Genomic DNA, 21,156 nt, shown 5'->3' on the forward strand with positions numbered 1-21,156 from the left:
TAGTTGCATTAGAATAAGAAACGGAGCGAAACCCGTTGCCGAAATTTGAAGAGTGCCTGCAGCGACTGGAGAAAATTGTTCAGGAGCTCGAAAAGGGAGAAGTCCCTCTGGAGAAATCGCTGACACTGTTTGAAGAGGGCATGCAGCTTTCTTCCACCTGCCGGAAGGAACTGGAGCAAGCGGAGGGAAAAGTCGAGATTCTGCTGAAAAAGAACGGAAAGCTTCAGGCTGAACCATTCGAAGCGCTGACGGAAAAGTCGCCTGCACGACGGTAAGTCGAGCGGATTTCTGGCCGCGATTCGAGAGCATAAGAACTAAGAACGAAGGAGATGTCTGTGGCGCTGTGGCCTCTTGGGCCAGCCCGCAGCCCTAGTCGAGCGTTGCAATAGCGACGTTGAAATCGAACGTTGATGTCCGCCATTGACGACGGTTGAAAAAGGGGAAGTATGGCACAAAACGTAGTTGTCCTTGAGAAAGATCCTGCAATGGCCCGGTCCCTGGCCGGCGGACTGGGCCCTTACTTTTCGGTTCATTTAACCCGCAGACGTGAGGAATTGCGGGACGACTTGAACCGGACCCGTCCCGAAGCCGTGGTTCTTAACATCGACGAATGGCGCCTGGCCGACGTCGAGAGTCTGCATCGCGATTTCCCCGCGCTGCCTATCGTCTGCACGCACCGCATCCCTGACGACGAACTTTGGATGGCTGCGCTGGCGGCCGGCGCGAGCGATGTTTGCCCCGCCGACGACGTGGAGAATGTGCTCACGTCGGTCCGTCGAACACTGGCACACTCAGGCACGGCTCTGGCGTAGATCCAGAATGTTGCTTCCGTTATTTTGCTTCCGTTAAAAGGACGCCCTGAGGGCGTCCTTAATTTTTTGCTCGCCGCTTATTTTGCTCGTGTGACTGGTTGGCCCGATATGGCATCGATTCGCCGCCTTGTTATACTCACTGCTTCATGCTGGCTGAGACTCTCGAACAAGGACGGCAACTGACCGACGCGGCGCTTGACCGGCTGATTCCACTGGAGACGCGGCATCCCGAGTCGATTCACAAAGCCATGCGCCATAGCGTGTTCGCGGGCGGGAAGCGCCTGCGGCCCGTGCTCTGCATCGAGGCAGGACGCATGGTGTCGGGAGAGTTTCCTCCGCGCATCGAAGAACTGGGTGCGGCGCTGGAGATGCTGCATACTTATTCGCTGATCCACGACGACCTGCCGGCGCTCGACAATGACGATCTTCGGCGCGGGCGGCCGACGTGCCACAAAGCCTTCGGCGAGGCCACGGCCATTCTGGCTGGAGATGCACTGCAAACGCTGGCCTATGAAGTTCTCGCCCGGCTGAAGTGTCCGGCGGAAGCGCGCGTGCGCATTATCGAAGAGATTGCCCACGACACCGGAACCCTCGACGGCATGATCGGCGGGCAAGTGGTCGATCTCGAAGCGGAACATACGAAGCCGACGCCCGAGATGCTGGAGTATATCCACCGTTCAAAAACCGCGGCATTGATCACGGCCAGCCTGGTCAGCGGCGGCTTGTACGCGGGAGCGAAAGACAGCCAAGTAGGAAAGTTGCGGGCTTTTGGGCTAGCGGTTGGGCTGGCCTTTCAGATTGTCGACGATGTACTCGACGTAACTCAGACTTCAGAACAACTGGGAAAGACGGCCGGAAAAGATACGGCTTCTGAGAAAGTCACCTATCCCGCGTTGTTTGGGGTGGAAGCCTCGCTGCAAAGGGCGGAAGCGCTGGTGAACGATGCCTTCGCCGAACTCGAGAGTTTTGGCGAGAAGGCGGAGACGCTGAGGGAGTTGGCGAGGTTTCTGGTGGAGCGGAAAAAGTAGGAAGACGTCGGGCGTCGGGCACCAAGCCTTGGACCGCGCCTCTGTGCTGCTCAGTGTCCTCTATGGTAATAATAACGACGGCGATGGAGTTCGCCACAACCGCCTGCCCCGCGTGAGAGCTTGCAGGCTGATAACTCCTACAGAATCGAAATCGACTTTTTGTAGGAGCCCTCGTGAAAGATTTTCTCGCCATATCTCTCGCTGCCATCTTCGGAGCCAACCTGCGATTTTTGCTGAGTCGTCTGGCCGCTAGAGAATACGGTCCCGCTTTTCCTTTTGGTACGCTCGTCATCAACGTCGTTGGCAGCTTTATCGTGGGCTTCTTCGTGATCTGGACCACCGAGCGGGTATTGGTCGACCCACGCTGGCGCCTGTTGGTGGCGGTAGGTTTCTGCGGCTCGTTCACTACGTTTTCCAGCTACGCGTTTGAGACCATGGTGTACTTTGAGCAAGGCCAGTGGGGACTATTGCTGGCCAACGTTCTCAGCAACAATCTGCTATGCCTGGGCGCAGCCCTGGCGGGAATGGCGCTGGCACGGGCGCTGTAAAGACTTCTGGAGAGCTTCGCAAGTAAAATGCTAAGTGCCATGGCGGTACAGATCACTGTCTATCTGAACGAAGCGGACCAGTGGCATCACCGGCCGCTGCACCTGGAGATTCTGACCTATTTACACAAAGAAAAAGTGTACGCGGCCACAGCAGTCCACGGCGTGGCGGGATTTCTAGGCCGACAGCGGGTGGAGACGGCGCATCTCGTAGAGGCGGGCGGAAAGCTGCCGGTGATTATTGTATTCGTCGACACCGACGATTACGTGAACCGCGTGCTGCCCACGCTGAAGGCAATGGCGGCGCACCGGCTGATCGTGCGCGAGAACGTGGTGCTGGAACAAGGCAATCTGGAGCAAGACAACCTCGACTGACATGTCTTCCCTTCCAATCGATCAATCTGTTGACGTCGTCCCTCTGGACATTCTGGCCATCGCCGCCCACCGCGACGATGTGGAGCAGACCTGCGGCGGCACACTGATCAAAGCGGCGCAGCGCGGGCAGCGCACGGGCATCCTCGATCTCACACAAGGGGAGATGGGGACCCGCGGCAGCGCAGATGATCGGGCGCGCGAGGCAGCCGATGCGGCGAAGATTCTTCGCGTTGGGTGGCGGCGCGCGCTCGATATCCCTGACGGCCGCGTGGAAAATACGTGGGAGAATCGCCTGAAGGTGGCACGCGTGATTCGCGAGACCCGGCCACACGTAGTGATTCTGCCTTACTGGAAAGGGCGGCATCCGGATCATTACACGGCTTCAGTGCTGGGATATGAGGCTTGTTTTCTGGCGGGACTGGCAAAGCTGGATCTCGGGCTTCCGGCGTCCGGGCTGGATGTTGGACAAGGCTCGGCAAGTACCGGAATGTCTGACGAAGCGAAGGCGGGACGCCTTCGCGACAGCCGGCGGGACGCCGGCGCTACTCTCCTTCCTCCGCATCGTCCGTTCAAAATTATCTACGCGACGCTGTACTACGATGTTCGGCCGACGTTTGTGGTCGATATTGGGGAGCAGTTTGACGGGAAATTTGCTTCCATCATGGCTTACAAAACACAATTCAGCGATCAGGAGGCAGGCAAGGATTTGTTCGTCGCGCACGACGAGATTCGCGCGCGCGTCGACGCCATGGCTCGCTTCTACGGCATGCTCGGCGGAGTCACTCACGCGGAACCGTTCCTGCAAAAGGAAATCGGACTCGTCGACGACCTATTGGCCATTCCGGTCAAATCCATTTAGCATTGTTCAACCTAGCATGGTCAACTCAGCATTATTCAACTTGTCAAGGGGAGGGTTTCTTTCGGTATGACTCGTTTTGTTTTCGCATTCATTACGGCGCTTGTATTAGCCGCGACCGCGGCGGCACAGGCTTCCAGTTGGCAGATCGATCCCAAGCACACGGCGGCACAATTTGCGGTGAAGCATCTTGGCGTATCCACGGTGCGGGGCGCATTTGCAAAAGTGAGCGGGACGGCGCAAATCGATCCGGCGGACCCGTCCAAGGATGCGATTGAGGCCACGATCGACGCCAGTTCGGTGGATACGCGAGTGGAGGCACGCGATAACGATATCCGCAGTCCGCACTTTTTCGATGTGCAGAAATATCCTACGATTATCTTTCATTCCAAAAATACGAAAGTTGCAGGGCCCGGGCATTTAGCGATTACCGGCGATTTGACGCTGCATGGCGTGACCAAAGAAGTCGTACTCGATGTAGATGGGCCGTCGGCCGCGATCCAGGACGCCAAGATGGGAATGCAGCGCATAGGGGCTTCGGCGACAACCAAAATCGTTCGCCAGGATTTCGGCATCAGCGCCGCGCCGGGGGTAGTCGGCGACCAGATTAGCATCACGATCGATGTGGAGTTGATCCAGCCTTCGGCGCCCACGCCAACGGTAAAATAGGATTTTTGCGCGCCTGACAGCACCGTGCCGCGCCCTTTTCAAGGCAATAGCGCCGGCAGCTTCTTTCTTTGGGCGCTAGAAGATCCTCTTAAACAGCCAGAACAGCGATCCAGATAAAATCATGGCGACTGGCAGAGTGAGTATCCAGGCCATGGCCAGGTTGCGCACCGTACTTAATTGAATTCCTGAATGGTTGGCAGCCATAGTCCCGGCCACGCCCGAGGAAAGTACGTGCGTGGTACTGACGGGTAGGCCGAATCCGTCCGCAGCGCCAATCGTCGCCATGGCGGTAATTTCGGCGGCAGCTCCCTGCGCATAAGTCAGATGTTCTTTGCCGATTTTTTCGCCGACCGTTACCACGATCCGCTTCCAGCCGACCATGGTTCCTAGGCCCAGCGCCATCGCGACCGCGACTTTTACCCAGGTTGGGATGAAGCGCGTGGAGCGATCGATGTGCTTTTTATAATTGGCCAGCACGGCGGCGTCGCCGGGGGCAAACTTCGGCACCCCGGATTTCGCGGTCAGCCGCAAGGCTTCGCTCAGCAGATACAAATCGTTGCGGAAGTTGCGCACCCGATCGTTGGGAACATTTTTAAGTTCTTTGTAGATGCTGGTCTCGTTGCTGATGTCGTTGACCATGGTGCGCATCGCCAGCATCGTATTGGCGTTGAACTCCTTGCTGCGTATGTAATCGGTCACATCGTCCCGGGGATCTCCAATGACTGCTCCCGGGGTCACGTAGTGATCCAGCACGTTCGCCGCCTGCTGCGAAACGGCGAGGAAGTCCTGCGACTCCTGATAGGTCACCGCGTGATTCAAGGCGTATGCGGTGGGTACGGTTCCGATCAGGATGAGCATGATCAATCCCATTCCTTTTTGGCCGTCATTCGAACCGTGAAAGAAGCTCACTCCGGTGCAGGTGAGAATCAGCAGGCAGCGAATGTAGAACGGCGGCGGAGCATTGCCCTCCGGGGCGCGATAGAGTTTCTCGTCGTGAATGAAGGCTTTTAGGGCCAACAGCAAGAGCGCGGCCACGCCGAATCCGACCAGCGGCGACAGCAAGAGCGATTTGCCGATGTTGGCGGCTTGTCCCCAATCGACCCCCGACGTGCCGCTCTTGCCGGACAACAACTGGTTGGCGATTCCTACGCCGATGACGGAACCAATCAGAGTGTGCGAACTGGAGGCGGGCAGACCGAAGTACCACGTGCCCAGATTCCACATGATCGCCGAAACCAGAAGAGCGAAGACCATGGCAAATCCGGCCTTGCTGCCCACCTGCAAAATTAATTCCACGGGCAGCAGCGAAATAATGCTGAAGGCAACTAATCCGGACGAAACCATCACTCCCAGAAAATTCCAGAAACCGGACCAAACCACCGCAACGTGCGGCTCCAGCGCATGCGTGTAGATAACTGTGGCCACGGCGTTGGCCGTATCATGGAAGCCGTTGACAAACTCAAAACCGAGCGCCACCAGCAGCGCTACCCCCAGCAGGACAAACGGCAGAACCGAACTGCTGCGCATAGTGGAGAGATCGCTCAGCAGATGATATCCGGCGTATCCAAAACCGATGATCAGCACGATTCCGAAAACAATCATGCCGATGGCGCCGGGGGAGCGGTTGATTTTGCCATGCAGAACGGAGGAGGGTGCTGCCATGGGAATCCCCTTCGAGTGCAAACTGAATTTTGAACCGATCGTGAATTGCGGAAGGATAGCGGAGGAATGTTACGGGAGTGTTACGAAAGCTCGAAGTTTATCTCCCAAATCGGGGACAGAACTGACGTTAAGCCTCAGAGGTTCGCTACCTCTCCCGCCTTATTTTTTCAACGCCACCGCGAGCCCGTCCCGGATGGGCAGAATCGTCGTGTAAAACTCTTTCGCGTCAAAGAGATTCCGGTTGAACTCGAGGATCGCCTTAGTGGTGCGGTCGGGTTTCTTTTCGGCCACACGTCCGCTCCACAGAACATTATCGGTGATGAAGAGCCCGCCCTTGCGCAGGCGCGGCGCGACCAGCCGCAGCACGCGCGGATAATCTTCTTTGTCGACATCGTTGAAGATGATGTCGAATTCCTGCTTCTGCTCGGAAAGATATTCGAGGGCGTCGCCGGTGTGCAGCGAGATTTGTTTTGTGACTCCGGCGCGCCGGAAATAAACGCGGGCGCGTTCGGCATTCTTGGAATCGCCATCCGTATAAATCACCTGGCCCCGCTCGCCGACCGCTTGCGCCCACCAGATCGTCGAGTAGCCTATGGCGGAGCCGAGTTCGAAGACCGTTCGCGCGTTGATCGCCATCGCCAGTTGCTGCAACACCCGCGCCACGGCCGGGCCCACGATCGGCACGTTGTGCGCCGTAGCATAGTCTTCCATCTCGGCTAGAACTTCTTCGCGCTGGGGCAGCATCGAGTAGATGTAGTCGTCGACCGGTCCCGAGGTAGTGAAATTGTAGTGCCGCCAACTGGCGGGGGTTTTCTTGGTTTGAGTCCTGACTTGCGTCACACGCTTCCCTTTCATGATTCCGATTTTCGAGGCACGACTTGCTTCAGCCTCCGATGGTAACGCCTGGCTTCATCTCCAGCACCTCTACGCCCGAGATCAACTTCTGCAAGGCCCCAGGAGTTCCGGTTAGCGCCGGGAATGTCCCGAAGTGCATGGGGATCACGGTTTTCGGCTTCAGCAGATTCACCGCATACGCGGCTTCACGCGGACCCATCGTAAACACATCGCCCATCGGCAGCATGACAATCTCAGGCGCATACAACTCGCGGATGATCGTCATATCGCCAAACACATTAGTGTCGCCGGCATGGTAGATTTTCACGCCATTAGAAAACTCCACCACGTAGCCGCAAGCCTCGCCGCCGTAGACAATTTCGTCGCCATCTTGAATGCCGCACGAATGATCGGCGTGAACCATGGTGACTTTGATGTCACCGACGCTCTGGGTTCCGCCTTTATTCATCGGAGAAATCTGTTTGGCCCCTTTTTTCCCTAGCCAAAGGGAGAGTTCATAGATTCCGACCACGAGCGGCTGATGCTGTTTGACTACTTCAACGGCGTCGCCGATGTGGTCGCCGTGGCCGTGCGTGCAGAGCAGGATATCGGCTTGCTTGACTTTCTTTTCCGGCTCCGGACACATCGGATTTCCCATGATCCACGGATCGATATAGACAGTCTTCCCGCCTGGAGTCTCGATCCGGAAAGTAGAATGGCCGAGCCACGTCAGTTTCACGTTTTTCAGATTCATAAAAAGGTAGCTCCTAGCTTCTAGCTGCTAGCTCCAGCAACTATGAAATATTTGGTCCATCCGGTACAAGTTCCTAGTTTAATATGAAACGCCATGACCGAACTCAAGGTGCTGATTTCGCGGCAGGACATTGCCACGCGGGTGAGCGAACTGGGAGCACAGATCGCAAAGGATTTTGCCGGGCAGTCGATCATCTTCGTCGGAGTGCTCAAGGGCGCCGCGATTTTTCTCTCCGATCTGGCGCGGCAGGTCGAGCTCGACGCCACCTTCGACTTCATCGCGGTTTCCAGCTATGGCAACCGTCCGAGCCCCAGCCAGGAACTCAAGAGCGGTTGGGACTCAACCGGCGAGGTGAAGCTCACCAAAGATGTAGACCAGACCATGAAAGACAAAAACGTAATCGTGGTGGAAGACATTCTCGACACCGGCCTGACCATGACTTATTTGAAGAAAATGCTATTGGCTCGCCAACCGCGATCTCTGAAGGTCGCCGCCTTGCTCGACAAGCCTTCGCGCCGGAAGCTGCCGCTGGAGGGCGATTACGTCGGGTTCAAAATTCCCGACGAGTTCGTGGTCGGCTACGGACTGGACTACGCAGAGAAATATCGAAATCTGGCCGACATTTGCGTCGTACCGCGCGAATAGCAATGGACGAATAGCCATAGCGAAGAATTGCGCGCAGCGGCTGTTATCATACCAACAGCCATCCCCCGCGAAAGAAAAAGAAGAATGGGTTCTGTCATTTCTAAACCGGAGCGCCTGCCGGTCGAGTCGCTGCTGCTCGACGTGGCCGACGTGTTGGCCACGTCGCTCGACTTGGAAACGACCGTGCGGCGCGTCGCCGAAGTCGTCCGCAAAGTTATCGATTACGAGATTTTCGCAATTCTTCTGCTCTACGAAAAAACTCAGGATCTCAGGTTTCGCTTCCAGGTGGGCTATCCGCCGGAATTTACCGAGCGCAGTCGGATCAAAGTCGGCGAAGGCGTCACTGGACTTGCGGCGCAAACGCGCCAGGCAGTTCTGATTGACGATGTGACCAAGGACCCGCGCTATATCGAGGCGGTGCCGAATGTGCGCTCAGAACTGGCTATCCCGCTGATCACCAAGAATCGCGTGATTGGCGTCATCGACCTTGAAGCGCGCGAGCCCGGCTATTTCAACGAGGAGCACGTGCGTGTGCTGACGCTGGTGGCGTCGCGCATGGCGGCAGGCATAGAAAATGCCCAGCTGTATACGCGAACGACCAAGCAGGCGCGGATTCTTCTGCTGCTGAACGAAATTGCGCAGGAGCTGACTTCGATCCTGAACCTGGACGAGTTGCTCGGCCGCATCGCCGAACTGGTGCGCCGGCTGATCGATTACCAGATGTTCAGCATTCTTCTGCTCGATTCTACGGGCGAGAAATTGCAGCACCGCTTCTCACTGCGTTTCAACGAGAACATTCATCTTAAACATGAGATTCCACTGGGACGCGGACTCGTGGGTCATGCGGCCGAGAGCAAGCAGGCGGTCCTGGTGCCTGACGTGACCAAAGATTCGCGTTATGTGGAAGCCAATCCAGAAACGCGCTCCGAACTCGCTGTCCCGCTGGTTTACAAAGGCAAAGTAATTGGCGTGCTCGACCTGGAGCATACTCGCCGCGGATTCTTCACAGAAGAGCATCAGCGCACCATGACGACGCTGGCGGCGCAGATTGCGATTGCGCTGGAAAACGCTCGGCTGTACGAAGAGATCGAGCGGCAAGAGCGGCGGTTGGAGCGCGATCTGGCCCTGGCTCGGGAGTTGCAAGGACGACTGCTCCCGCAGACCCCGCCGAAGCTTGCACACCTGGATGTTGCAGCGAAATTCGTTCCGGCCCGCGCCATCGGCGGCGACTTGTATGACTTCATCCCCTACTCGATGTCGCGGCTGGGCATCGCCATTGGCGATGTCAGCGGCAAGGGCGCGCCGGCAGCCATTTACGCCGCGCTCGTGAGCGGCATTATCCGCTCGCATGCCCCGATTGAGCCGGGATCGGCGGAGATGCTATCCGCCGTAAATTTATCGTTGGCCGAGCGCCGCATCGAGGCCCAGTTTGTTTCCATTATCTATGCGGTTTGGGACGATGAACAGCGTACTCTCACGGTCGCGAACTCCGGACTTCCCCGGCCCATTTTTGTGCATGGCGGCAAGAATGAAGTGGTCGAGGCAACGGGCTTGCCACTCGGCCTGTTCGACGACGCTGACTACGACGAATTCAAATTCAAGATGAAGCCGGGAGACATGTTCGTATTCTTCAGCGACGGCATTCTCGACGCCCGCAACCGCAAAGGCGAATTGTTTGGGCGCGGACGAGTCGAAAAGGTCATTGCCGAATGCGCGACACAATCGGCGGATTGCGTCGTCTCTTCCCTGTTCCAAGCCGCAGCCGAACACTCGGCAGGCGTGGAAACATTCGACGACCAGACGGTGGTCGCCATCCGAGTGCACGGAAATTCCCACGGCAGCGGCGTGCACTCCGCCAAGAAGAAATGACCCCTCCCAGTCAGAACCTCGCAAGCCGCCCTCCCGGATTTGTGTATCGCGAAAGGAAGCGGGGCATTTTGCGCCGCCGTGGCCCGCTCGTTCTGCATTGCGAGGATGTAGACCTGGAGAAGCTCGCGGCGCAGCATGGAACTCCTCTCTACGTCTACTCGGCCGCAATGATCCGCGAACGCTATGACGCGTTTGACGCTGCGTTTCGGCAGCAGCCACACACGATCTGCTACTCCGTCAAAGCGAATTCGAATCTTTCGATCCTGCGCATGCTGGCGAAAAAGGGATGCGGCTTCGACGTCGTTTCCGGCGGCGAACTCGAACGGGTGCGGGTCGCGGACCGCAGATCGGCGAAGAAAGTCGTGTTCTCGGGAGTGGGCAAGACCCGGGAAGAGTTGACGGCGGCGTTAAAGGCGGGAATCATGCTCTTCAACGTGGAGAGCGAATCGGAACTATGGGCTCTGGCTGAGTGCGCTGGCCGCTTGCGCAAGACCGCACCCGTCGCGCTCCGCGTAAACCCGGATGTTGCCGTCGAGACGCATCCATATATTTCTACTGGGTTGCGCAAACACAAGTTCGGAGTACCGATTCGCGAGGCCCGGGCGCTCTACGCTAAAGCTTCAGGTGCGCCATATCTCAAGGTGCGCGGGGTGAGCGTGCACATCGGCTCGCAGATCACCGATGTCGCTCCGTTCGGCGAGACCATGGCGCGCGTCGCAGAACTCGTCCGCGAATTGCGCGCCGACGGGCACGGCATCGAGCACGTTGACGCGGGAGGAGGTTTGGGGATTGCCTACGAAAAGCCGAACACGCTCGAGTTTTCCGCCTACGCGGCAATGTATGCCCGGGCGCTGGCTGGCCCTTTGCGCGAACTCGACGTGCGACTCCTGCTGGAACCGGGACGGTCGATCATCGGTCCTGCGGGAGTCTTATTGACAACGGTGGTTTACAGAAAGCAAAACGACGGCAAGAGATTTTTAATCGTCGATGCCGCAATGAACGACTTGATCCGCCCCACGCTCTACGGCGCCTACCATGAGATTGCTCCAGTTACTCAAAGCCCCGTCATACAAGGTGCAAGGCCGACATTTAAAGCTAAATCAGAAGTCACAGATATTGTTGGGCCCGTATGCGAGACCGGAGATTTCTTCGCCCGTGACCGCGAGCTGCCGCTGGTCGACGAAGAGAGTCTGCTGGCGATTCTCGATGCAGGCGCCTATGGCATGGCGCTGGCGTCGAATTACAACACGCGCCCCCGGCCGGCGGAAGTGTTGGTTGCGGGCAAGTCGGCTAAGGTAATTCGAAAGCGGGAGAAAATCTCGGACCTGCTGCGGCCGGAACTGTAAATCGCGGGCGGGCGCCCGCGCAACACCTAGGCCTGCCTTTCGCCCCATTTCATTTTCGTGCGCAGCACATGAAAGAAGTCCGACCCGGTGCGGAACAGGCTCACTTGATGCTCGGAGCGGCGGCAGCGCACGCGGTCTCCGTCGCGCAGGTCGAATCCGGGCTGACCGTCAAGGCTCAGGTACGCTTCCTCTTCGCTGCGCAACAGGATTTCGATCTCCACCGAATCCGGCACCACCAGCGGGCGATGCGTCAGCGAATGCGGCGCCACCGGCGTAATCACGAATGCATTCACCGTCGGCATCAGGACCGGTCCGCCCGCCGACAACGAATATGCGGTCGAACCGGTAGGAGTCGCCACGATCATGCCATCCGCCCGATAGCCGGCGACGAACACCTTGTCGATGTACAGATCGTAGGTATTGAGGCGGGCCAGCGCCGTCTTGTTCACCACAGCGTCATTGAAGACCAGATAGCTTCCGCGAACAGTGTCTCCGCGTAGTAGTTCAATCTGCATTAGCGAGCGATGTTCGACGGCGGCGCGTCCTTGCACGATCGCGTCGAGCATCGTGTAAAGCGATTGCAGCGGCACTTCGGTCAGAAATCCGAGCGAGCCGAGATTGACTCCAAGCAAGGGAACATCGATCGCGGCGGTGACTCTCGCGGCGGACAACAGAGTTCCATCGCCGCCCAGTACGATTACCAGATCCAGCGCGTGCGACGCCATTTGCGCCCTCGGCACGATTTGCTGTCCGGCGATATATTTCGAGGTTTGCTCGTCAACGATGACTTTGTACCCGTGCTCAGCGAGCCAGGCGAGGAGTCCGGGAAGAATCTTGGCGACCTCCGGGCGTTCGGGCCGGGAAATGATGCCTGCGGTTTTCGGGGTGGATGCTTGCGGAGTGGCCATTACGCTCGAAGATACGATGAAAGAGCGATTGTACCGGAAACCAAGGCATCGCCCACAAAGGCCGCTAAGGTTCGCGGACTAAAACACGCCGTAGAGCAGGAACTCACGATTTCCCTCGGCGCCTAGAATCGGGGATTCGATCGCGTCGGTCTTGATCGCACCGAGAGTCTGCAACGCTGCCCTGACTTTTTCTACCGCCCGGATCTGCGCGGCCTCGTCCCGCACGATCCCCCCCTTGCCGACATGTTCTCTGCCCGCCTCGAATTGTGGTTTTACCAGTACGATGATTTGGCCGCCCTGACGTCCCTCCACCGACTCAGAAAAGCCGGCCGCGACCACTGCGGGTAGAACCAGAGTTGCGGAAATAAAGGAAACGTCCATCACAATCAGGTCGACAAGTGCACCGACGGCGTCCCGCGTCAGATGGCGCGCGTTGGATTTTTCGAGCAACTTGACGCGCGGGTCTTGCCGGAGTTTGAAATCCATCTGACCATAGCCTGTATCCACGGCGATCACGCGTGCGGCGGCATGCTGGAGCAGGCAATCCGTAAATCCTCCCGTGGAAGCGCCAATATCAAGGCAGATCTTGCCCGCTACATCGATGTTCCAGTTTTCGAGAGCGCGCTCCAGCTTCAGTCCGCCGCGGCTCACGTACTTGAGGTCCTCGCCGAGCATGCGGACCGCGCACTGCTCTGAAACCTGCGCGCCCGCCTTGCCAAGTTTCTGATCGTCGACCAGAACTTTGCCCGCAAGGATAAGGGCCTGCGCGCGTTCGCGCGAGCCGGCAAGACCTCGGTCCACCAGAAGTTTGTCGAGTCTGACTTTCAAAGTTTTCCGCGGCAAATATTTCGCTGGCGCCTTCTAGCCCGAAAGTGTTAGCCCTTGGCATAGTGCAAAGTGCTGAAGCATCTCTGCCCTGAATCACTTAGGAGGGTGCTTCGGCTCTTTTCCACAAAGTTTTCCAAGAACGTGTTGAAAACTTCGGTCCGTTGAATGCATGAGCATGTACAAGCTCTACCCACGAAAACAAAAGCCGCCCGAAACCAGGGCGGCTTTGCGATCGTGCTCATTGTCATTTACCCGGCAACTTCTTCCAGCAACTTCTGATCGATATCGAAGTTGGAATGCACGTTCTGCACGTCATCGTGTTCTTCCAGCGCTTCCATCAGGCGAATCATTGTGTTTGCGGCTGCGCCTTCGAGCTTGATGTAGTTCTGCGGAATCATGGCTACGCTGGCAGATGCGGGTTCAATGCCCGATTTTTTCACCGCTTCCAGAACCGCCTCATATGCGGAAGTCTCGGTCAAAATCTCCCAGTTGTCGCCATCATCGTTTAAGTCTTCGCCGCCCGCTTCGAGCACGATGTTCATCAAGTCGTCCTCTTTTGCGGCGGTTTTGGGAATGATGATGTCGCCCTTCTTGTGGAACATCCAGGAGACCGCGCCAGCTTCAGCCATGTTGCCGCCATTCTTGCCGAAGGCGTGCCTGATTTCGCTGACCGTGCGATTGCGATTATCAGTATTGATGTCGAGCAGGACCGCGACACCGCCAGGCCCGTAACCTTCAAGCGAAAACTCTTCGTAGGTGGCGCCAGGCAGTTCGCCAGTGCCGCGCTGGATGGCGCGCTTAATGTTATCGGCGGGCATATTCTCTGCCTTGGCCGCAACTATGGCGCCGCGCAGGCGCGGGTTGCTGTCAGGATCGCCGCCACCGTTCTTCGCGGCAATGCTGATTTCCTTAATGAGACGGGTAAAAATCTTGCCGCGCTTGGCGTCGAGCGCGCCCTTCTTGTGTTTGATTGTGGCCCATTTTGAGTGGCCCGACATGGTTAGACCTCGTGTCCAAAAACTCGGTATATAAAGACTTCGGAATATAAAGAGCTCGGCAAAGGGCTTGGATGGCGCGCGATTCGCCCTCAGAGGAGATCACAGGATTGCCTCAGTATGGATGCCGGCGAACACCGATTATACCATGATCGTCTTATAGCATGATCGTCCTGTAGCCTGACGCCACGAGCAGGGTTTCCCCTGATCTTAGTAAAGTCGGATCTTAGGTCTTGATCTTATACCCTGGTGGGACCTGAAATACCGACGGTGGGTGTTCGGCCGTTTCCTGTGGCTTGCAATAGGTCGTTTGTTCGCCCGCCGCCGTGAAGACTTTCGTCAACACTGGCGTCTTCAGCTTCACGCTAGTCCACAACTCGGTCACACTCGGCTTGGCTGGCAACTTCGGCGCGTTTGGCGGCTTGGGCATCGCCGGAGTCGCAGGCGCCTTCGCCCCCGGTACCGCCAGTTCGGGCATCGCGAGTTTGTCGGGCGGTGCGGGCATCGCTGGCTTCGGCGGAGCAGGAACGTGCGGCAAAGTAAAGCGCTTACCCTCAACTTGATGTCCCTCAATCGTCGACACGCCCAGATGCTCAACTTGTACGTTGGGAGGCATTAGCGCGGCGACCGCACCCGGCGGCGCGCCCGGCGGCAGAACCGGAGAGCCCGGCGGAGGCATTGGGATGACGATCGCCTCTTTCTTGACGTGATCGAGAACGATGGTTTGCTTTGCGATCGGGTCAGAGATCACGCTACTCTGCGGCGTGTCGATGCGAGTTTTTCCCTCGCTTGAACGCCACATGCGCGAGGCCGACTGCGTAGGCGGTCCGCCTGCGGCGGATTGCATTTGAGTGGCGCACTCCGAACACGACGGCGGAGTGCTCGGCGGGGGTGGCAGATTCTGGCCCACAGCGCGCATAGTTTAGCACGCCCGGCAACGGCGATTGATCTTTCGAAAAAATTCCGGTGAGTCGCTAGTGCTCGAGAGCGGCCAGGCAAGCCGCCTTTTGGGAAGCCAAGTCGGTCGAGTTGACTTTTTCCAATGCGGCACGAGCCTTCTTACGGTGCTTCGCGATGGTTTCCGCATCCGGCTCGATATAGGGCACCGAGCATACTTGCTTGATCGGGAGATTCGGTCCCACCATGGCCAGGACGCCCGCGGCATTTCGGGTCAGCGCCATGGCCAACGAAAAATACAGATCGGTGGTGTGTCCGGCGTCGCTCGCTGTGAGCAGTTTCGCGGCGACCTCAAGCCAGGCCGGAGATCCGCTTTCGATGCCGTGCAGCACGGTCTTCCATTGCCTGCCACTTCCGGAAGTAAATTTCTTCAGTACAATAGCCGGGCCTTGCGAATCAATCTCCGCGGAAACAGTCTTTGCGTCGACGAACGGCTTGCCGCTCTGTTTTTGTCCAAAGATAAAAGGACATAAAGCCGCAGTGACTAAGAGAACCTGCAAGAATGGGCTCGACCTAGCGTACAACTTCAATTTCGTTGTCCCCGCTGCTGGAAATCTGATCCCGGATGTCGCGCGGTAGAATCACGCACCCTGTCGAAGCGTCGTGCCGCGTGTTATCGCCATGGATCAGGAATCCATCGCGTCCGCGCGCATCATGGCCGTCGGGTGTGAGCGCCATTACCTGCGGGCCATGAGTACGCGTGTCATGCGCGGGACCGATGGTGTATCGCCCGCGTGGAACGGGTCCAACGTTGCGGGTCGCTTCTAAGTCTGGATTATTCCGCCCATGTCCACTTCCAGAGTACCCGGTCGCAACGACTCGCCCGTTGTGCGTCAGCTGTCCGGTACTTTGGCTGTAAGTCCAAGACATGGCGGAGAGTATACCTCTGGGTCCCGAGGCACACAAACGCTAAGTGAAATTCCCCTTGGGGTTAGAGTTTTCCCGCCTATTGTCACGTCCGGGCTATTGACGTGCTCGGCCATCGCCCCTAACATGCCATGCAAAGAAACTAGCCGTGCGCGCGCTTTGTGTAACTACCGTATGATTGGCCAGCTCGTGGGGCATTACCGGGTCCTCGAAAAGATCGGTGCAGGCGGGATGGGCGACGTCTTTCGCGCGCGCGACGAAAGGCTGGGGCGCGACGTTGCGCTGAAGTTGATTCGCCCGGCCCTGAGCGACAACCCCGATCGCTTGCGACGATTCGAACAGGAAGCGCGGGCCGCTGCCGCATTGAACCATCCCAACATCCTCGCGATCTATGACGTCGGCTTCGAAGGCGCCCTACCCTACATTGTCTCGGAGTTGCTGGCGGGCAAGGATCTGCGCCAACGCTTGTCCGAAGGCGCGATTCCCCTGGAAGAAGCAACGGACTACGCGCTGCAAATCGCGCAAGGCCTCACAGCAGCGCACGAACGGCTGATTGTACATCGCGATCTAAAACCGGAAAATCTATTTCTCACTCAGGACGGAAGAGTCAAGATTCTCGACTTCGGAGTGGCCAAGCTCCAGGCTCCCGCGAAAGACGACCGCGCCATTGAAAGCCTGACCACGGTGACCAAGCACGGAGCCGTGATCGGAACCGTGGCTTACATGTCGCCTGAGCAACTGCGTGGCAAAGCGGTCGATCACCGCAGCGACATCTTCAGTTTCGGCGCCATTCTGTACGAAATGATGACCGGCTCCCGCGCTTTTCGCGGTGAGACAGAAGTTGACACCATGACTGCGGTGTTGCTCGAAGGGCCTGCGCCCGCCAATTTAGAGCATGCTGCGATCCCGGCTGGATATCGGGATATCGTCACTCACTGTCTTGAAAAAGATCCTGAGAACCGTTTCCAGTCCGTCAAAGATCTGGTGTTTGCGCTGCAAACTTTGTCAACATCGTCGCCGGTTCGAATGCGTTTCTCCTCCAGTTCGAGGACTCGGGCTCCAGCAGCGTTGCCGTGGGCCATCGCAGGGGGATTGTCGGCGGCGATGTTGCTGCTTTTGCTGGTCCTTTTTTTGAATCGGCCCGTCGCATCGCCAACTTACCATCGCTTGACCTCAGAAGCGGGAACAGTCTATGCAGCGCGCTTCGCGCCCGACGGCCGGTCCATCGTCTACAGCGCAGCCTGGAACGGTAAGCCGGTGCAGCTCTTTTCGACCATCGGCAACTCTCTTCTGGCTCAGCCTCTGAATATGAGCGAAGCCAACCTGCTGGCAGTTTCGCCGAGCAACGAATTGGCGGTGGTGGTGAACGGCACCCATAACGGGCAACTCGAAACCGTTGACGGAGTTCTCGCGACCGGGCCGGTGGCCGGCGGAACGCCGCGGCAAGTTCTGCCTGAGGTTCGCTGGGCCGACTGGGACGCGCACGGTCAGTTAGCGGTAGTTCATTACGTTGACGGACACAGTCGTTTGGAATTTCCGATCGGCCATCTGCTGTACCAGAGCGTTGGATGGATCAGCAATATTCGTTTCTCTCCTCGCGGCGATCGGATCGCGTTCATGGATCACCCTGCCCTCTGGGACAATCGCGGATTCGTTTCCGTCGTAGACTTGGCCGGACAGGTTCGCAACCTGACGACAGAATGGGAAGACGAGAGCGGACTGGGGTGGCGGCCGGACGGCACACAGATATGGTTCACTGCCGCCGGCAAAGGCAACAATCGCAATTTGATGACCGTCGATCTCTCCGGCAAAATCCGAACTTTACTGGATCTGCCCCTCGGCATCACGTTGCAGGACATTGCCGCGGACGGTCGACTCCTGGTGGCCTTGAATTCCAGTCGCCTGGCCATGGACTTCGCCACTTTGAACACGAAGGAAGAGGTCGACCTTTCCGCTCACGATTGGAACTCCGCCCGCGACATTTCTCCTGACGGACAGTTTGTCCTGTTTGAGGATGCCAGTGAGACTGCGGGTCCGAACTATGCAGTCATGCTGCGGAGAGTTGACGGTTCTCTTCCCGTCCGCCTGGGCGAGGGCAGCTCGGGAGGATTTTCTCCCGACGGAAAATGGGCGCTCTCGCTTTCTACCGTCGCTCCCCAGGTTACGCTGCTCCCCACCGGCACCGGTCAACCTCGTTCCATCCGCCTTGGCGGTCTCGATCACTTACAGAATGGCTACGGCCGTTTCCTGGACGCGGAAAGGGTTATGCTCAATGGTGACGAGGCCGGACATGCCGCGCGCTGCTACGTCGTGGACTTGTCCAGTGGAAAAGCCAGGGCGATCACTCCAGAAGGAGTTACCTGCGGTCCGGCATCGCCCGACAGCCGCTTCGTTGTCGGAAAAGGAACCGCAGGATGGATGGCCATTTACTCCCTCCAGGGAGGCTCGCCTCGGCTCATTCCTCACGTCGATCCGCACTTCAATCCCGTGCAGTGGTCGAGCGACGGGTCGTCGCTTTACGGTTACCGGCTAGGTGAGTTTCCAAGCCGGGTATACAAGGTGGATATTGCCTCAGGGAAGCAGACCGTGGTCAAGGAACTGAAGCCGACGCTTCCCGCGGGAGTTGTAATGGTCGCACCGGTGGTGGTCAGTCGCGACGGCACACGATTCGCCTACTCCTATAATCAGACGCTGTCGGTTCTGTATATCGTCTCCGGCCTGCAGTAGCCGCGGCGAATGTCTGCTTCAAACCGACGCTTCAGTCGAGAGATCCCGCAAAATCTGCGGCCACGTAGTGGAAAAATATCGACGTTGAGGTCTGACCTTTGCCGAGAACGTTGCGATAGTGCGGCAGCTTCGTTCCGCGATATGCCAGGCCGTCTCCCAGCGCTTGATAGACGGTGACGCTGCCGTTCGGCGTATCCAGTCGAATCGGCCACGGAGTCTCCAAAGTGGGCTCGGGCGAAAAATCCAGACATAGGGTGACGCTGAACTCGCATTGCTCCCGGTCGGTGTGCTTCTTCAGCTCTGCCCCGCTCAGATAGGAAGCCATATAGACGTACGACGGCTTGAGCGGCTCGCCCGCGATCGCACTCAGCACCGGAGCGATCTGATGATGGAAGAAGCGCGCAACCGGTTCGTTATAGGCGACGTAACGCCGCGGACTTTGGCCGTCTCCCAGCCGGATGGCGCCGGTGCGAATCAAATGGCGATAATAACGACGCAAAGCGGCGACATGAAAAGGAGGAATTAAGCAGGCAAGCGGCGCGTACCCTTTCTCGCGGAAAAGCGCGCCTGATTTTTCAATCGTGTTCCCCCAAGCGCGACGACACCGATCAGCGCGATCGAGCGAACTCAAAATACCGGCCTCAGACAATAGAGCGCGCGTTTCTTCCGAAAGAATCGAAAGCGCGGCTTCGTCCGCTCGCAGCCCTCGCACCAAAGCTCCCAGTTGCGGTCCGAGCCAGAATGGAAAAACCGTTTCACTCACGGGATTTCTCACCCACGCGATCATCCCCTGCAAAGCAAATCCCGTAAGCAGGTCGCGCTGCGGCGCAACCGCGTCCGGTAATAGCCCGTCCGAACTGAAAATGCAGTTGGGATTTAGAAATAGCGCCTCCCGCGGCTCACGACTGCTTAAAGCGGCAAGCGCCCGCCGTGGAATCAAATGCAGCGGCAACTCATCGATCAGGCAATGGTAGCGGCCCGGAGGAAGGGTCGCGGCATAGCTCTGCCGCGACCCTCCTCCCATGAGGCTTTCCAACCATCCCATCCAGGCCGCATTGTTTAGTGACGTAGCCATCCGTTCAGGGTGAAGCGGCTATCGGCGAACTGCCCCGAGGGGCACTTCACCGGAGTGATTTCGTGCAGCAACTCGCAGGGAAAGAAGACGATCTGATTTTGTTGCGGGATGATCGTCTGGTAACTGCCTTCGCTGGCGTAATTGTCTCCTTCCAGACGGGCATCATAAATAAGTAGCTCTCCGCCTTCAAACCGCCGCGGCTCGCGCTGGAAGAAGTAGACGAATGTGAGATGGCGGGCAGCCACGCGGTCGCTGCCGTTATCGCTGTGGAAGCGGAAGAAGTCTCCGTCATTGCTGGCGGTAATCTGCGCCTCCACGCCGGCGATGGAAAATTCCTCCATGCCGAGCTTCTGCAAGACTTGCGGCAACACGGTCTTGATGCGTTCCAGCATCACATTCTGATACTGAGCCAGATCCATCAATACGCGGGAGCGGCGATGTTCATAGTTCACGACCCCGCCATCTGCGGCAGGAGAAATGACCTCGCTGGCGCTGAAGGCAACTTCCTGTGCCAGCGTGTAGCCCGTGAGTTCCTCCAGTTCCTGCGGCGCCAGAAATTCGTCGAGCAGCACGCAGCGTGCCGGAAGGCGAGACGGTCGCTCCAAAACCGCTACCGACTTCTGGGCCACGATCTCAAGATCAGTCGACCCGCCCGGGGATTGTGGTTGCCCGGGTGACGCAGGCACACCTGGGGTGCGCATCGGCTGGCCAGGAGCGTGGGGCTCTTTGTGAGGTGCATGTACTCCTGGAGGCTGTGGACCACCCGGCGACTGCGGCTGGCCCGCTCCGGGTACAACCGGAGTTCGCATCGGACCGACTGAAGGTTGCGGCCCTTTATCGGGCGCTTTCACCCCTGGCGGCTGAGGAGAACCCGGAGACTGTGGTTGACTCTGCGAACGCAATGGAACGTGGGATTCGGACATGGCGCGACGAAACTCTCCCGAAGGATCCTGCTCGAAGGGAGAGTGCGGTCCCAGATGCGGGCCAGCAGAACTCTCGGTTCGCGGGTTGCTTAGATCGCCAAGGGGCAATCCGCTATTGCTTAGGATGTTTTCAACAATACTCCCGCCCAGCACGGCGAAAGCCCGCTGCGCCACAGTTTCGCCGAGAGCCGACGCAATCACCGTTCGGACCGCGTTCTGGGTCTCCTGATTCTCGCCGGCCGCAGCCTTGGCGTGTTGTAGCAGAGTGGCCAGCAATGAGCGCTCGGGCCCGCTTAGTATCCGTTCATCTTGCATTAAGGTCTGGGAAAAGGAATCTAGAATCTGCTTCGGTGTCATGAGAGACACGCCTCCCTGCGTGTATTCCTCAAAATACAGTCAGATTTTTCGACCACTATGCAACGAGGGAAGAGCCACGACAATATACCGGGAGGCTGTTGAAAATCCAAGAAGAAAATGCGCC

22 protein-coding genes and 1 riboswitch are annotated in these 21,156 nt (G+C 57.9%); of the genes, 11 read left to right on the forward strand and 11 right to left on the reverse strand.

Features of this window, described 5'->3' with window-relative positions:
• Positions 1-35: 35 nt before the first annotated feature.
• The 7 genes from VGM18_06495 to VGM18_06525 all read left to right on the forward strand — a co-directional run bounded on the left by VGM18_06495 (position 36) and on the right by VGM18_06525 (position 4,285).
• Positions 36-275, forward strand: a complete 240-nt coding sequence (locus tag VGM18_06495) for an exodeoxyribonuclease VII small subunit (GenBank protein HEY3972634.1) — start codon at positions 36-38, stop codon at positions 273-275.
• Positions 276-485: 210 nt separating this feature from the next.
• Entirely contained in the window at positions 486-812 is a 327-nt protein-coding gene (locus tag VGM18_06500; GenBank protein ID HEY3972635.1) for a hypothetical protein, read from the forward strand.
• Between the two features lie 146 nt (positions 813-958).
• Positions 959-1,840 (forward strand): farnesyl diphosphate synthase, encoded by an 882-nt coding sequence (locus VGM18_06505; protein ID HEY3972636.1) that lies wholly within the window; start codon positions 959-961, stop codon positions 1,838-1,840.
• Between the two features lie 70 nt (positions 1,841-1,910).
• Positions 1,911-1,987: riboswitch (Fluoride riboswitch) on the forward strand.
• A 26-nt stretch (positions 1,988-2,013) separates the two neighbouring features.
• Positions 2,014-2,388, forward strand: a complete 375-nt coding sequence (gene crcB, locus VGM18_06510) for a fluoride efflux transporter CrcB (protein ID HEY3972637.1) — start codon at positions 2,014-2,016, stop codon at positions 2,386-2,388.
• 39 nt (positions 2,389-2,427) lie between these two features.
• On the forward strand, positions 2,428-2,760 hold the full coding sequence (locus tag VGM18_06515; GenBank protein HEY3972638.1) for a DUF190 domain-containing protein: 333 nt from the start codon (positions 2,428-2,430) through the stop codon (positions 2,758-2,760).
• A gap of 1 nt (position 2,761) precedes the next feature.
• A complete protein-coding gene (locus tag VGM18_06520; GenBank protein ID HEY3972639.1) occupies positions 2,762-3,619 on the forward strand; it encodes a PIG-L family deacetylase in 858 nt (285 codons plus the stop codon).
• A gap of 66 nt (positions 3,620-3,685) precedes the next feature.
• Complete coding sequence (locus VGM18_06525) at positions 3,686-4,285, forward strand: YceI family protein (protein ID HEY3972640.1); 600 nt, start codon at positions 3,686-3,688, stop codon at positions 4,283-4,285.
• A gap of 75 nt (positions 4,286-4,360) precedes the next feature.
• Here the strand turns inward: VGM18_06525 and VGM18_06530 are convergent, their stop codons facing one another.
• From VGM18_06530 to VGM18_06540, 3 genes are all read right to left on the reverse strand, one after another.
• Positions 4,361-5,947 carry an inorganic phosphate transporter gene (locus tag VGM18_06530; protein ID HEY3972641.1) on the reverse strand — a complete coding sequence of 529 codons (1,587 nt, stop codon included), beginning with the start codon at positions 5,945-5,947 and terminating at the stop codon, positions 4,361-4,363.
• A gap of 159 nt (positions 5,948-6,106) precedes the next feature.
• On the reverse strand, positions 6,107-6,802 hold the full coding sequence (locus VGM18_06535) for an O-methyltransferase (protein ID HEY3972642.1): 696 nt from the start codon (positions 6,800-6,802) through the stop codon (positions 6,107-6,109).
• A 28-nt stretch (positions 6,803-6,830) separates the two neighbouring features.
• A complete protein-coding gene (locus VGM18_06540; protein HEY3972643.1) occupies positions 6,831-7,535 on the reverse strand; it encodes a metal-dependent hydrolase in 705 nt (234 codons plus the stop codon).
• Positions 7,536-7,628: 93 nt separating this feature from the next.
• On the opposite strand from VGM18_06540, the gene hpt reads away from it, so the two are divergent.
• The 3 genes from hpt to lysA all read left to right on the forward strand — a co-directional run bounded on the left by hpt (position 7,629) and on the right by lysA (position 11,395).
• On the forward strand, positions 7,629-8,180 hold the full coding sequence (gene hpt / locus VGM18_06545) for a hypoxanthine phosphoribosyltransferase (protein ID HEY3972644.1): 552 nt from the start codon (positions 7,629-7,631) through the stop codon (positions 8,178-8,180).
• 84 nt (positions 8,181-8,264) lie between these two features.
• The gene (locus tag VGM18_06550) at positions 8,265-10,049 is read left to right on the forward strand and encodes a GAF domain-containing protein (GenBank protein HEY3972645.1); all 1,785 of its coding nucleotides are present in this window, start codon (positions 8,265-8,267) and stop codon (positions 10,047-10,049) included.
• On the forward strand, positions 10,046-11,395 hold the full coding sequence (gene lysA / locus VGM18_06555) for a diaminopimelate decarboxylase (protein HEY3972646.1): 1,350 nt from the start codon (positions 10,046-10,048) through the stop codon (positions 11,393-11,395). Before VGM18_06550 ends, lysA begins: the two co-directional genes overlap by 4 nt.
• A 26-nt stretch (positions 11,396-11,421) precedes the next feature.
• Here lysA and VGM18_06560 read toward each other — a convergent pair whose 3' ends face one another.
• The 6 genes from VGM18_06560 to VGM18_06585 form a co-directional block, all read right to left on the reverse strand.
• Positions 11,422-12,303 carry an NAD(+)/NADH kinase gene (locus VGM18_06560; GenBank protein HEY3972647.1) on the reverse strand — a complete coding sequence of 294 codons (882 nt, stop codon included), beginning with the start codon at positions 12,301-12,303 and terminating at the stop codon, positions 11,422-11,424.
• Between the two features lie 78 nt (positions 12,304-12,381).
• The gene (locus VGM18_06565) at positions 12,382-13,131 is read right to left on the reverse strand and encodes a TlyA family RNA methyltransferase (GenBank protein HEY3972648.1); all 750 of its coding nucleotides are present in this window, start codon (positions 13,129-13,131) and stop codon (positions 12,382-12,384) included.
• Positions 13,132-13,379: 248 nt separating this feature from the next.
• Positions 13,380-14,129 (reverse strand): YebC/PmpR family DNA-binding transcriptional regulator, encoded by a 750-nt coding sequence (locus VGM18_06570; protein HEY3972649.1) that lies wholly within the window; start codon positions 14,127-14,129, stop codon positions 13,380-13,382.
• A gap of 223 nt (positions 14,130-14,352) precedes the next feature.
• The gene (locus VGM18_06575) at positions 14,353-14,973 is read right to left on the reverse strand and encodes a hypothetical protein (protein HEY3972650.1); all 621 of its coding nucleotides are present in this window, start codon (positions 14,971-14,973) and stop codon (positions 14,353-14,355) included.
• 127 nt (positions 14,974-15,100) lie between these two features.
• A complete protein-coding gene (locus VGM18_06580; protein HEY3972651.1) occupies positions 15,101-15,583 on the reverse strand; it encodes a hypothetical protein in 483 nt (160 codons plus the stop codon).
• Between the two features lie 13 nt (positions 15,584-15,596).
• Entirely contained in the window at positions 15,597-15,953 is a 357-nt protein-coding gene (locus VGM18_06585; protein ID HEY3972652.1) for a tlde1 domain-containing protein, read from the reverse strand.
• Between the two features lie 171 nt (positions 15,954-16,124).
• Here VGM18_06585 and VGM18_06590 point away from each other — a divergent pair, with 171 nt between their 5' ends.
• Positions 16,125-18,677: a protein kinase gene (locus tag VGM18_06590; protein HEY3972653.1), complete on the forward strand. Its 2,553-nt coding sequence runs from the start codon at positions 16,125-16,127 to the stop codon at positions 18,675-18,677.
• A gap of 31 nt (positions 18,678-18,708) precedes the next feature.
• Here VGM18_06590 and VGM18_06595 read toward each other — a convergent pair whose 3' ends face one another.
• Positions 18,709-19,752, reverse strand: coding sequence for a hypothetical protein (locus VGM18_06595; GenBank protein ID HEY3972654.1), 1,044 nt, complete (start codon positions 19,750-19,752; stop codon positions 18,709-18,711).
• Positions 19,737-20,990 (reverse strand): 2OG-Fe(II) oxygenase, encoded by a 1,254-nt coding sequence (locus tag VGM18_06600; GenBank protein HEY3972655.1) that lies wholly within the window; start codon positions 20,988-20,990, stop codon positions 19,737-19,739. The genes VGM18_06595 and VGM18_06600 overlap by 16 nt, the downstream gene beginning before the upstream one ends.
• Positions 20,991-21,156 lie beyond the last annotated feature (166 nt).

It is taken from the genome of Candidatus Sulfotelmatobacter sp. (genome assembly GCA_036500765.1).
Lineage (GTDB): Bacteria > Acidobacteriota > Terriglobia > Terriglobales > Acidobacteriaceae > Sulfotelmatobacter.